Annotated in this window: 10 protein-coding genes; 5 read left to right on the plus strand and 5 right to left on the minus strand. The window is 70.5% G+C overall.

What is annotated here, in order from left to right:
- Nucleotide 1: 1 nt before the first annotated feature.
- The 4 genes from ACIBEI_RS17960 to ACIBEI_RS17975 form a co-directional block, all read right to left on the minus strand.
- Complete coding sequence (locus ACIBEI_RS17960) at nt 2-1,504, minus strand: S8 family serine peptidase (RefSeq protein WP_398889767.1); 1,503 nt, start codon at nt 1,502-1,504, stop codon at nt 2-4.
- 20 nt (nt 1,505-1,524) lie between these two features.
- On the minus strand, nt 1,525-3,396 hold the full coding sequence (locus ACIBEI_RS17965) for a RiPP maturation radical SAM C-methyltransferase (protein WP_398889769.1): 1,872 nt from the start codon (nt 3,394-3,396) through the stop codon (nt 1,525-1,527).
- 52 nt (nt 3,397-3,448) lie between these two features.
- Nucleotides 3,449-3,832, minus strand: a complete 384-nt coding sequence (locus ACIBEI_RS17970; RefSeq protein ID WP_398889771.1) for a hypothetical protein — start codon at nt 3,830-3,832, stop codon at nt 3,449-3,451.
- 80 nt (nt 3,833-3,912) lie between these two features.
- Nucleotides 3,913-6,870 (minus strand): AfsR/SARP family transcriptional regulator, encoded by a 2,958-nt coding sequence (locus tag ACIBEI_RS17975; RefSeq protein WP_398890262.1) that lies wholly within the window; start codon nt 6,868-6,870, stop codon nt 3,913-3,915.
- 227 nt (nt 6,871-7,097) lie between these two features.
- On the opposite strand from ACIBEI_RS17975, the gene ACIBEI_RS17980 reads away from it, so the two are divergent.
- From ACIBEI_RS17980 to ACIBEI_RS17990, 3 genes are all read left to right on the plus strand, one after another.
- Complete coding sequence (locus ACIBEI_RS17980) at nt 7,098-7,373, plus strand: hypothetical protein (RefSeq protein ID WP_398889773.1); 276 nt, start codon at nt 7,098-7,100, stop codon at nt 7,371-7,373.
- A gap of 190 nt (nt 7,374-7,563) precedes the next feature.
- The gene (locus ACIBEI_RS17985) at nt 7,564-8,496 is read left to right on the plus strand and encodes a sensor histidine kinase (RefSeq protein ID WP_398889775.1); all 933 of its coding nucleotides are present in this window, start codon (nt 7,564-7,566) and stop codon (nt 8,494-8,496) included.
- A gap of 146 nt (nt 8,497-8,642) precedes the next feature.
- Entirely contained in the window at nt 8,643-9,062 is a 420-nt protein-coding gene (locus tag ACIBEI_RS17990; RefSeq protein ID WP_398889776.1) for a hypothetical protein, read from the plus strand.
- Between the two features lie 90 nt (nt 9,063-9,152).
- Here the strand turns inward: ACIBEI_RS17990 and ACIBEI_RS17995 are convergent, their stop codons facing one another.
- Nucleotides 9,153-9,848 (minus strand): L,D-transpeptidase family protein, encoded by a 696-nt coding sequence (locus ACIBEI_RS17995; RefSeq protein ID WP_398890264.1) that lies wholly within the window; start codon nt 9,846-9,848, stop codon nt 9,153-9,155.
- A 479-nt stretch (nt 9,849-10,327) separates the two neighbouring features.
- Between ACIBEI_RS17995 and ACIBEI_RS18000 the strand changes: the two genes are divergently transcribed.
- The gene (locus ACIBEI_RS18000) at nt 10,328-10,894 is read left to right on the plus strand and encodes a hypothetical protein (protein ID WP_398889778.1); all 567 of its coding nucleotides are present in this window, start codon (nt 10,328-10,330) and stop codon (nt 10,892-10,894) included.
- Nucleotides 10,895-11,021: 127 nt separating this feature from the next.
- Nucleotides 11,022-12,416, plus strand: a complete 1,395-nt coding sequence (locus tag ACIBEI_RS18005; RefSeq protein ID WP_398889780.1) for a pyridoxal phosphate-dependent decarboxylase family protein — start codon at nt 11,022-11,024, stop codon at nt 12,414-12,416.
- The last annotated feature ends 78 nt before the right edge of the window (nt 12,417-12,494 follow it).

The following is a 12,494-nucleotide window of genomic DNA, read 5'->3' on the forward strand; positions in this document are numbered from 1 at the left end:
CTCATCCCGTCGGACCCGTCGGACCCGTCGGGCTCATCGGGCTCATCGGGCTCATCGGGCTCGTCGGGCTCTTCCTCACCAGACGCACTGCGTCCGCCGCCCGTACGAGCCCGTATCCCGTCGCGTTGTCCGGTCCGCGGCCGGCAATGCCACCGGTGTCCTTGTTGCTCCTTCCACTGGTGACGTCGAGAGCACTGTTCTGGAGCGCCGCACGGACTCCTGCCAGTGACAGATTGGGATCGGCCTCCAACAACAGGGCGCAGACACCGGCTACTTGGGGGGCGGCGGCGGAGGTGCCGCTCAGGACCACCCATCCGTCACCGGGCGAGGTCCCGTCCCCCTTCGGATACGGTTCCTTCGCGCGCCGCTGATCGATGGCGGAGCCCGGAGGGGCCGGCAGCAGGATGTACGCCCCTCCTGGCAGCATCCCGACCAGACCACACACGTCGGGAACGTCGCGCCCCGGATACACGGCGCTGGTGAACCCACTCGCGTAGTTGGACGCCTCCAGGTTCCCGTGCTCGTCCAGATACACCCCGCCTGCGGCGATGACGTCCGGGTGCTGGGCCGGATAGGCGTGATGGCCGTTGCCCGCGGCGCACACCACGACGATACCGGCCTCCACCGCGAGCGACACCGACTCCGCCAGGACGACATTGATGGCGTCCAGGAAGGGGCTCTTGGCCTGGTACGCCAGGCTCATGCTGATGATGTCGGGCCTCTGCGACTGGCGCCTGGCCGTGTCGAAGGCCCCGATCACGTTGGTGTCCCGGGCCTTGACCATGGTGAAGTCGATACCGGGCGCCACCGCGAACGCGTTGGCCGACTCACAGGTGCCGTGCCCGTCCTCGTCGACTCCGGGGTCCGCGGTCCCCGGGCCCAGGACGACAGTGCCGTTCAGACCCTCGTCCACGAAGTACGGGACACGTTCCCACCCGGTGTCCACCATGGTGAGACGGACCCCGGCGCCGGTGATCTCCTCGTCACGCGCGGCTCGCGCGCCCAGATGCTGGGCCACGTCGCCGAGCGTCAGGTGCCAGTAGCCGAGCTCCGGAGGACTGCCGGGGCCGGACAGCCTGGTGGCGGGCTGCTCCAATGCCACGCCTTCCAGGAACTGGGCGGCCGCTCCCCGGGGCCGCGGCGTGATGAGTCCGGGCCGGTCGGCCCTGGCGCTGTCGAGGAACGTCCGGGTGTCACGCATCTCCACCGCCCCCGGCTGGATGACCTCCCGTTCCTCCGTGACCAGGGACGTCTCGAAGTAGCTCTCGTACAGGGCCGGTGGACCGGCGATGTTGATCGTCGCCTCTCCACGGTCGAGGACGGTGAATCCCACACGCTGGAGTTCTTCGACAGCGTCCTGGATCACCTGTGTCTGCGAGACGAAGTCCTGTGCGTTGTGGGCTCCGATGGAGCCCGCGTCGAAGAGGGATGTGCCCCCTTGCGAATGGGGTGACGCCTGGGCGTACACCAGATGCGGCAGTCGGTCGTTGATTTGGTAGGCCACGGACACTTACCCCCGATACATCAGGGCCGGGTCGCTGGAACCGCCAGCGCCACGGTCAGCGGGCCGTCCACGAACACGAGCCCGGCCTCCGAGAATTCATTGAGTACGCGCTGCACCCCCTCGACGGATCCCCGCAGCCCCAGCCTCTCCCGCACCGCGCCCGCCGTGACAGGGCGATCGCAGCAGGCGAGGTAGAGGTCGGCCGCCGGACCCTCAAGGAAGTAGGTGCCTTCGGTCTCCTTCCGTCTCCTGTCGTGGATCTGGACGTAGTGCGGGGCCTGCCGGTACTCCAGTACCGGCCTGTCGTCGCTCTGCCAGGCGCTCTCCCAGTCGGCGATGGCCCTGCGCAGGGCCGTGTAGTCGTCCTCCGGGAGTGCCCCCTCGATGTCACAGCTGAAGAAGTAGGCGACCTTGTCGAGGTCGACGTCCACGGGGTAGACGTGGGTGTAGGCGGCCACGGGCCGCAGGTCGCGCAGCAGCTTCTCCCCGTCCGAGAAGAGCGGGCTGAAGCGCTCCATCGTGAGGCGGCCGGCGCTGTCCGGCGGCTTGAGGTGCCGCAAGTGCGGCACTGCGGCGGTCTGTTCGGAACAGTCCTGGCGCGTCTCGCCCGGAAAACCCCAGAGCAGGTTCCAGGAGACGTCGATTCCGTAGTGCTGCGCCCAGCGAAGGAGGTTGATGTTCTGTGCGGCGGTCACACCTTTGCGCATCAGCCGCAGCACCCGGGAACTCAGCGACTCGATGCCGGGCTGGATCTGCGACACCCCGGCCTCCGCAAGGAGTTTGAGCTGCGCACGGGAGAGGTTCGCCTTGACCTCGTAGAAGATCTCGTAGCGTGCGTCGCTGTCGACCAGGGCAGGAAAGAGCGTCCGGAAGTACCGCATGTCGACGATGTTGTCGACGGCCTCGAACCGGAAGCTGCGGTATCTGCGCGCCTGGTGCGCGAACTCGTCCAGGACGCGCTCGGCCGACTTGGACCGGAAGTGCATGGACTCCGCGTTCAGACCGCAGAACGTGCAGTGGTGTTTCATGCCCCACCAGCAGCCACGGGCGGTCTCCAGGGGGAGATACACCGCGCGGGACGCCGTTCGGGGCAGGAGCCCGAGGTTTTCGGCGCGCTGGAAGTACTCGTCGTAGTCGGGTATCGGCAGGTCGTCGAGCCGCTGGACGAGCGGCGCCTGCGGCCCGGTCACCACCTTGCCGTCCACCCTGCGTGCCAGCCCGGGCACGGCGCCGAGGTCGCCGTCGTCGGCCAGGGCGTGCAGCAGCAGGGGGAACGCCGTGTCGGCCTCGCCGATCACCGCCGCGTCGATGCACTCGACGGTACTTACCAGCTCCACGCCCATGCAGGAGTCGAAGTTGGCCCCGCCGAACAGGGTGAAGAGCTCCGGATGCCGCTCCTTCAGCCGTCGGGCCAGCGCGATGGAGGCCGTGTTCTGCTGGAACGTCGAGGTGAAGCCCACAAGACGGAACTCGTCCCACGGGTACGCGTCGACGAGCGCTTCGAGATAGGCGGGGACGTCGTGGTGCCTGATCTGCAGGAGGCGGTCCCTCAGGCGTGCGGGGGATGTGCCTTGGGCCCGCGCGATCTCGTCGGCGTACACATCGAGGAACCAGTCCTGCGGATCGGGCGCGGCGGATCCGAAGGCGTCCAGCGAGAACAGCCAGTCCCCTACCAGATGGCCGGACCGGTCGGCCAGCGCCCGATACTCATCCACACCGAGTCCTGCGGCGAAATCGAGGTTCGCGTGCAGGGTACGCGCCGGGAAACCGTGCGCCCGCGCGATGGCGCTCAGCAGCCCGATCTGGAGGGAGGGCCGCCTGTCGTCCATGAACGGCATGCACACCAGGAGCACGGGCCAGGCGTCGCGCCGCGGATCACATGCACTCGACATCGCCGGCCCCCTCCCCCTGTGTCATGGCGTCGATGGGTGGAACTGTGTGGCGTCACTCCTCGGCGGGTTCTGCTCGCGGCAGCTTCTCTTCGGCGCGCGTGTCCTTGGGCTCCGGAGCCGGCTCTCCCTCGTACAGTTCGCTGACCTTGAACGCCTTGGAGTTCCGTTTCGGGTCGGAACCCGGGACGAAGGTGAACGACGCGTCGGCGAACACCGCGCGCCGCGCGTCCGCAAGCACCGCATCCCTGTCGCCCGCGAAAACCCCGTTCCCGGCGTCCGCGAGCACCGCGCGGTTCTCGTCGACGAGCAGTGTGCCTGCCACGTCGAAGACCATGGTCAGCGCCCTTCTGTCCGACTCGGTGAACTCCCTCCCCAAGGAGCCCAGTTTGTTCGCGAGATGCTCGACTTCCTGCCAGTCAACCTGTTCCTTGCTCACGGAATGACCCCCGTTCACAGACCTGTCGAAGGCGGCTCTGCACCGAATGCCGGGGAGTCTGACGACGGGACACCCCTTCGTCAAGTACCGCCATTTTCCTGACGATTGGGCTCCGGATCGGCGCGCAGACGGGCGCGTACCTCGGCGGCCTTGCGATGCCCGAGCTCCTCCAGCAGCACGGCCGCGCGCTGCCAGGCCGCCCGGGCCGAGCCGGGATCACCGGCCGCCTGGTGCAGGTCACCGAGGGAGGACAGGGTGTCGGCCTCGTTGTAGCGGTCGCCGATCTCCCGGTAGATGGCCAGGGCCTGGCGATAGCTTCCGGCGGCCTGCTCGTGCTGGTGGAGGCGCTGGTGCACATGGCCGAGGCTGTCCCAGGTGTCGGCCTGGTCGAAGCGGTCTCCCGCCTGTTCGAGCAGCCGCAGGGCCCACTCGCAGTGGGCAAGTGCCTCCTCGTGCCTGCCGAGTTGGGAGCAGAACCAGCCGACCGCGTTCAGGGCCCTGGCCTGCCCGGTGCGGTGTCCGGCGGCCTCGAACAGGGCCACCGCCTGCCAGGCGTGGTCGAGGGCCTCGACGTACTGTCCCTTCTGGTCCCCCAGCCACGTGAACGTCCGATGCGCGTGCGCTTGCCCGAGGGGATCGCCGAGCGCCTCGAACAGGTCCAGGGCCTGCCGCATGTGGGTGGCGACGTCCTCATACCGGCTGAGCCTCATGTACGCATAGGCCAGACATCCGTGGGTCACCGCCTGACCGTGGGTACTCCCTTCACGCCGTGCGGCCTCCAGCGCGCGCCGGTACAGGGTCACGGAGTCGTGCCAGTGCCCGCGGCGGTCGAGGTAGGGCCGCAGGGTCCACGCCAACTGCCAGGCGTGGGCGTCCAGTCGGCCGCTCAGGGCCTGCTGCTGCACCGCGAGGAGCACCGCGTGCTCGCCGAGGAACCAGGACAGCGCCTCGTTGTGCCCGGTGAACTCCTCCCCGGTGACCGGAGGTTGCGGAGGTGTGAGAGTGATGGGGTCGTCCCGGTGCGGGTTCAGGTGCAGGCCCGCGTTGTAGGCGCTGTGCAGGTAGTGGTCGAGCATCCGGTGGACCGCCGACTGCCGGTCCGCGGGAGCCTCGTGGGTCAGGGCGAGTTCACCGGCGTAGACACGCAACAGGTCGTGGAAGGCATAACGGCCGGCCTCGGTCTCGGTGAGCAGGTGACTGTTCGTCAGTTCGGTGAGCAGCGGCCGGACCTGGCCCGGCGGCAGTCCGGCGAGACCGGCGACCGCGGATGCGCTGATGTCGGGACCCGGGTGCAGTCCCAGCAGCCGGAACAGCCGGGCGGCGGGTTCCGTGAGCCGCTGATAGGACCAGGAGAACACCTTGCGGACGTCTGTGGACGCGTCGCCGCCGTCGAGCAGGTCCAGCGCCCCGCCCGCGACGCGGAGTTCCTTGGCCAGGGCCGCCAGGGGCTGTTGCGGGTGGGTGGCCGCGTGCGCGGCCACGATGGCCAGAGCGAGCGGGAGGCGCGCGCAGGAGGAGATGATGTCCCGCAGCGCGCCGGGTTCCGCGGCGAGGCGGTGCGGTCCGATGCGGCGGCCCAGTACGTCCGCCGCTTCCGCACCGGACATCAGGTCGAGGGCGACCGGCTGGGCTCCGTCGGTGATCAGCAGGCCGGTGAGCCGGTTGCGGCTCGTGATGACGCTGAAGCAGTCCGGCGAGCCGGGCAGCAGCGGACGCACCTGGTCCGCGTCCTGGGCGTTGTCGAGGACGACAAGCATGCGCCGGTTCGCCAACAGGCTCCGGTACAGGCCGACTTGGCCCTGCAGATCGATGGGGATCCGCTTGGGCGGCACGTCGAGGGCGTCCAGGAAGCCGCGGATCGCCTCGGCCGGCCGCATGGCACGGCCGCTCGGGTCGTAGCCGCGGAGGTTGACGTAGAGCTGCCCGTCGGGGAAGCGGTCCCGGACCCGGTGCGCCCAGTGCACGGCCAGAGTGGTCTTGCCGACTCCGGCCGTGCCCCGGATGGCAGTGATCACCACCGCGCCGCTCCCGCTTCCCCCGCCGCCTGTGCCGCCCGTGACGCCCGTGACGCCTGTGCCGGTCTCCGGCAGGAGGGAGTCCAGTTGGGCGAGCGCCTCGTGCCGTCCCACGAATCCGGCCACGGGATGGGGCAGTTGGGCGGGGGTCACCGTCGTCGGGGGGTCGGCATCCGTCGCCGTCCGGTCCGTGACGACGACCCGAGCCATCGCCTTCGTATCCTTGTCCGGGCGCGCGTCGAGGTCCGGATCGCCGGCCAGGATCCTCGCGTGCAGGCGCTGCAGCCGCTGCCCCGGCTCGATGCCCAGCTCGTCACGCAGCCGACGACGGGCCTGGCGGTAGGCGGCCAGTGCCTCCGCCTGCCGCCCGGAGCGGTGCAGGGCCAGCATGAGCAGACCGTGCAGCCCTTCCCGCAGCGGGTGGTCGACGGTGAGCTGCCGTATCTCGCCCACGAGGTCGAAGTCGTCCCCGAGCAGCAGGTCCGCCTCGATGCGCTCCTCCAGCACGCTGAGGCGCCGCTCGGCGAGCCGGTCCCGCTCCGCGTCCAGCAGCGGACTGGCCATGCCCTCGCAGACCCGGCCGTGCCACAGCCGCAGGGCGGTGTGCAGGCTCTCCCCGGCCGTGTGCAGGTCGCCGCGGGCCCGGGCGGCGTGTGCCGTGTCGATCAGCTGGTCGAACACCCGCACGTCGAGCCGTCCCGATCCGAGGGTCAGCAGATAGCCGGCGTCGGTCCAGGCCAGCAGACCTGAGGGCGCCCGGGGCATGCGGTCGGGCTCCAGCACCCGACGCAGTCCAGAGACGTGCCGTTGCAGCAGGTTGGCCGCCCGGGCCGGTGCCGCCCGACCCCAGACCGCGTCGACGAGCCGGTCCCGCCCGACCGGGCTGTCGGCGTGCAGGAGCAGCACGGCGAGCACCACGCGCTGCTGCATCTGCCCCAGGTCCAACTCGGTCTCGCCGCACCATGCCCGCAGCGGTCCCAGGAGTTGGAAACGCAGTTCAGTGAACGGCTCTCGCCCAGTCATCACGAGCCCCACCCCAAGCAGCAAGGACAGCGACCGCCCTCCGCCTGCTGTCCAAGCTAGCGCCGAACCGGCACCGGCATGGCCTCCTCGCCGCACGACCTGGAGTGCAACGGCTCCTGCAGCGGCGGCTGCAACCGCGCCTCACAGGATGTGTGCGAACCGGAGCGGCGGCCAGGACGTGGCTCCCCGCTTCGGCCCCCACTCCGACGACCACCGACGAGGACCACATGACCGACCTCCTGACCGCAGCCCGGGCCGAGGCGTTGTTCAGCAGCGACCTGGTCACGGACTCCGAACCGACCCGTTCCGAGATCGCCGCGGCCATCCGGCAGGCGATCGCCCTCCTCGGCGGCAGCCGCGGCTGCGCGTGTGCCCTCGCCTGGGCCTATGGCGAGCGCCCCGAGACCGCCGTGCCCCGGATGCGCTGGGCCCTGCGACAGGTCCTGGTCGCCTACCCGCGGAGGAGTCCGTGGCTGCCCGAGGGCGGCGACCCCACCGGCTGACGGCTCCACCCGTCGAGCCCCACTCGGGATACCGCACCCGCGGCACACCACGCCGCCCGAGTCACCCGGCCGCGCCAGGAATCCCCCGCCCCGGCCGCAACGGGCACCGCCCGATCCCTCCGCGCACGGTTCCGCGCGCAGCAAGCACAGCGACCACAGCGACCGCAGCGACCACGAGAGGACAGAGCAGATGAAGGGAAAAGCACGGACCACCGGCCGCCCCGCACCCCCGCGCCCGTCGGGGACCGACGTCCGGCGCGCGCCGGGGACCCCGCCGGCGATGGTCGTGCAGATCTGCCTGGCCTTCCAACTCGCCCTCTGCGGCTTCTTCCTGGAACAGGCCGGGACGGCCCTCGCCCTCTACGGCACCGTCTCGGTGGGCGCCTTGCTGCTCGGCACGCGGCAGGACCCTCGGTCGTACCGTGCCACCCCTGTTCTCAGCCCTCCGGCCGGGGCCGTGCCGCAGCCACAACCCGCGGACCCGGAATCGGAGACCGAAGCACGCCTCAGGCAGGCCGTCGAGGTGGAGCGTGCCAGGCTGCGCCACGATCTCCACGACGGGCTCGGGCCCCTGCTGTCCGGCATCGGCCTGTGTGCCCAGGCGCTGTCGGATCTGCTCGGCGAGCGAGGGCTGGAGACCGAGCACGACCTGCTGGACCGCATCCGTGCCGAAGTCCTGAACGCCACGGCGGAGATCCGTCGCCTCGTCGACGAACTACCCCCTGCGGCCGTCGAGATGCGGGGACTTGTCGAAGCGCTGCGTCACCACGCCCGTTTCGCGCGGCCGACGACGGCGGTCGAGATCGTGGCGTCGGAGCTGCCGTTGCTGCCTCCGGCACTGGAGGCCGCCGTGTACCGGATCGCCACGGAGGCGATGACCAACGTCGTGCGCCACGCGCACGCCCGGCACGCCCGCGTCACCCTGGCGGCCCGGGACCGCTCGCTGCGGATCAGCATCGCCGACGACGGCCAGGGCATCACGTCACCGCCGACAGGAACAGGTCTGATGTCCATGCGCCGCCGTGCCGCGGATCTGGGCGGCACCCTGGCCATCCGTACGGCGCCGGGACGCGGGACCGAGGTGACCGTCACGCTCCCCCTGGCGCCCGGCCGGACCTGCTGAGCCCGGAACCCCGCCGACGTGTCCCACGCCGCGGGGGATTCCCGCCCGGTCCGGACAGGACTGCCGCCCCGCGCGCCCGCCGAACCGGGCGCCGCACGGTGGGAGCCGTCAACCACCAGCCAGTCCTCTTCAAGGAGTCACCACACATGGCAACTGGAACCTTCCAGACCCTCCCCGTACCGACCACCGCACTCGACGGGCGCATCAGCGCGATCGTCCTGGACCCCGGGGGCAACCCGGCCGACGTCGTCGCCAAGGGCACGCCGGTCACCGTACGGGTCGACTGGAACCTCACCGGGTTCCTCGTTCCGCTGATCGCCGGCAGCTGGAACCTGCACGTCAGCGTCGACGAGATCGGCGGCTCGCACGACTTCAACCACCCGACGCCGCCGCAGTCCGTCCCGCTGAACGGCACCTCCGGATACCAGCAGGACATCGTCCTCACGACACTGCAGGCCGGGCGTACCTACGCGCTCGTCGCCTCCCTCACCTACCGCAACGCCGCCGGCGCGCCCGCGTCGCTCGGCGGCTACGTGAACGTCGGCACGGTCAACGTCCTCCTCTGACCGCCGACAGCTCCGCCGAACCACCATCACACCGGGGGAGTCCGCGTCCCGTCCCGCCTCGCCGGCGGGGCGGGACGCGGGCATGTGCGGTCAGGTGCCGGGCTTGTGGCCGTACACGTAGACGTCGTCGTTCTTCTTCAGGAGCGACCAGTACTTCTTGGCGTCCGTCTTCGTCATGTTGACGCAGCCGTGCGAGCCGGGCGGGTTCCACATGCTCACGCCGACCGAGTGGAAGGCCTGGCCGCCGTCGAAGAACTGGCTGTAGGGCATGGGCACGTCGTAGATCGTCGAGACGTGGTCGATGTTCCGCCAGTAGATCTTCTTCAGACCGGTGCGGGTCTCGTACCCGTTGCGGCCGGTGCGGACCGGCACCGGGCCGTACACGAGGGTCCTGCCGTCCTGGATCCAGCTGAGCTGGAGCGTGAGGTTCACACAGGCGATGCGGCCCTTGTTGACCGGGCATTTGCCGTCCCTGTTGGGGTTCTTCCCGACGGCCTTCTGCTTGTTCATCAGATCCATCACGCCCCAGGTGACGGAGCCGGCGTAGCCGATGTTCGGGGTGATGCCGTGCTTGGTCTGGAAGGCTTTGATCGCCTTGCAGTCGGCGGCCGACTGCCTGCCGTCCACCGGCCGGCCGAGGAACTTCTCGACCTTCTTCTGGTACGGGCCGGTCTGCGTGGTGCAGCTCGCCGCCTGGGCCGGAGCCGCGCCGAGCGCGACGGCCAGCGGCGCCATCAGTCCGGTGACCCCCAGTACGACGGCTGCCCGTCTGCCTATGTCCCCCATGATCAGGCCCTTCTCGTTCGTTCCGGTCAATCTCTGCCAGCTAGACCCACTCGGGGCGGAATGGGTTGTGGGGGCGGCCGGGCTGAGACGAAACGATGACATTCCGCGCCGTGGCGTACTTGATCGTGAGTAGCCGGGAGGGTTGGCGCCGACGACGGGACGGGGCTCAGCTGGTCGTCTTCGCCTACCGGTCCGGGCTCGTGCGGGCACCGCGCCGAGACGTGACGGCGGGCCGATTCGTAGCGGCGCCTTCGGGCTCGGTCCCGTACGGGGAGCCGCGCCCGGAACCCCTTGTGGTGGGCGCCACACCTGGACGGTGGAGCTCCACCCGGCCGACGCCCGCAGGGGTCGTCGCCAGCTCTTTCCGTGCGTCGGCTCCCGCGGCACCGGGTGCGTGACCGACCCCGTGGACGCTCAACTGCCGTATCAATCGGTCAAGTTCGGCCATTGTCGGGTGTGGCGGCGGCATGATGTGCGGCATGGACCAAGCCAACACGGTCATCTGGGCGACCGCCCTCGGTATCGGGGGGACCTTGGCCGCCGGGCTGACCGGACCGCTGCTCCATGCCAGGTCCTCGCGTCGGCAGGCACAGGAGCAGGAGACCTTCCAGGTCCGGCACCGTCTGCGTGACGAGCGGCGTGCCGCCTTCGCGGCCGTGCTCGACGAGTGTGAGGCGTTCCGGCAGAACATCAACGCGGTCATCGAGGCCCGCGTGGCTCTGGAATGGCGGAGCGAGGACGAGCATCGAGGGCTGTGGGAGCCGACCGTGGCCGCCCTGGGCGCGCTGAGTCGGGCGGCCACGAACGTCGCCATCACCGGCCCCGCGCCGATGGGCGAGCTGGCCGACACCGTCCACGCGGCGGCCGTCCGGCACGCGGACGTCTGGCGCATGCGGCTGGATCTCGACGACCGCCTCGTGCGGAACGGTCAGGCGGACAGTGACCTCATCGACGCCCGCAGACAGTTCATCGCCGCGGCGGAGAAGGTCCTGGCCCCGCCCGACCGGGGCACCCGGCAGCGGGGCGCGCTGCGGCGTTCACGGTGAAGAGGGTCCGACAAGGGGACGAGGGTCCGACAAAAGGCCGACAAGAGGTCGGCAAGAGCCGGCAAAGGGCCAGTTTCCCCCGACTGGACCGGGATTTCCGTGGGGTGGCCTGCCTACGCTGCCGCTCATGGACCGCGTACTCGCCGACGATCTCTCCCGGCTCCCCGAACTCCTCCAGTCCGCCCGTGACTTCGCCGCCCGTGAGGTGTCGGGGCTCGAAGCGCGGCCCGTGGCCCACCTGGGCAAGGCTCCGGACGCCGAGCCGCTGCCGGCCGGGGGCGCGGGTGCCGAGGGCGCTCTCGCGCGGTTCGCCGAGCGGTGGGCGCCGGGGTTCTCCGCCTCCGCGGGCCCTCGCTATCTCGGTTTCGTGACCGGGGGCGCGACCCCGGCCGCTCTCACCGGGGACTGGCTGACCAGCGCGTACGACCAGAACGCCACCGGCTCCGGCGATTCGTCGGCGACCGCGCTGGAGCACGAGACGCTGGGCTGGCTGCGCGAACTGTTCGGTCTGGGCGAGGCGCACAGCGGCGCGTTCGTGACCGGTGCGACCGTCTCGAACACCGTCGGGCTGGCCCTCGCGCGGGAGTGGCTGGGCGAGCGTCTGGGCGTTTCCGTGTCCGAGGCGGGTGTCGCCGCGCTCGGACCGGTCGACGTGCTGTCCGGCAGCCCGCACTCCAGCATTCCCAAGGCCCTGTCCGTCCTGGGCATCGGCCGTGACCGGCTGCGTACGGTGCCGGTGCTGCCCGGTGGGCGGGAAGCCGTCGACGTGGCGCGGCTGGCCGAGGCGCTCGACGAGCTGGACGGGCGGCCTGCCGTCGTCGTGGCCAATGCCGGGACCGTGAACACGGTGGACTTCGATGACCTGCGGGCGATCGCGGGGCTCAAGGAGCGGTACGGCTTCTGGCTGCACGTGGACGCCGCCTTCGGCGGTTTCGCCGCGCTGTCCCCGGAGCACGCGCATCTGACCGAGGGCCTCGACGCCGCCGACTCGGTCTGCGTCGACCTTCACAAGTGGCTCAACGTCCCCTACGACGCGGCCGTGCAGTTCACCCGCCACCGGGATCTCCAGGTGCGGGTCTTCCACAACGCGTCGCCGTATCTCGGACTGCCCACCGGGGAGCCCGACTTCGTCCACCTGACACCCGAGAACTCACGCCGGCTTCGCGCGCTCCCGGCCTGGTTCTCACTCGCCGCGTACGGCCGTGAAGGACACCGGGAGATCGTGGAACGGAACATCGCGCTCGCCCGGCGCCTGGGTGACCGGATCACCGACGCACCGGGCCTGCGGCTGCTGGCGCCGGTCCGCCTGAACGTCGTCTGTTTCACGCTCGACGGGGACCCCACCCGGGAGCGGGTGCACGCGCTGGGCCGGGCCGTCGCCGAATCCGGCGAGGCGTTCATGACGCCGACCTTCTACGAGGGGACACACGCGATGCGGGCCGCGTTCAGCAACTGGCGTACGACAGAGGCCGATACGGACCGGGTGGCCGATGCCCTGGAGCGTGCGGTCAGCTCTTTGTGACGGGTACTGCTCCGAGGGCACAGGCCTGAACGGCTCTTCCCCCTTGGGTCCCGCTGTGCTTGTCTGGGGGCCGTTTTC

The organism is Streptomyces sp. NPDC050988 (assembly GCF_044456225.1).
Classification (GTDB): domain Bacteria; phylum Actinomycetota; class Actinomycetes; order Streptomycetales; family Streptomycetaceae; genus Streptomyces.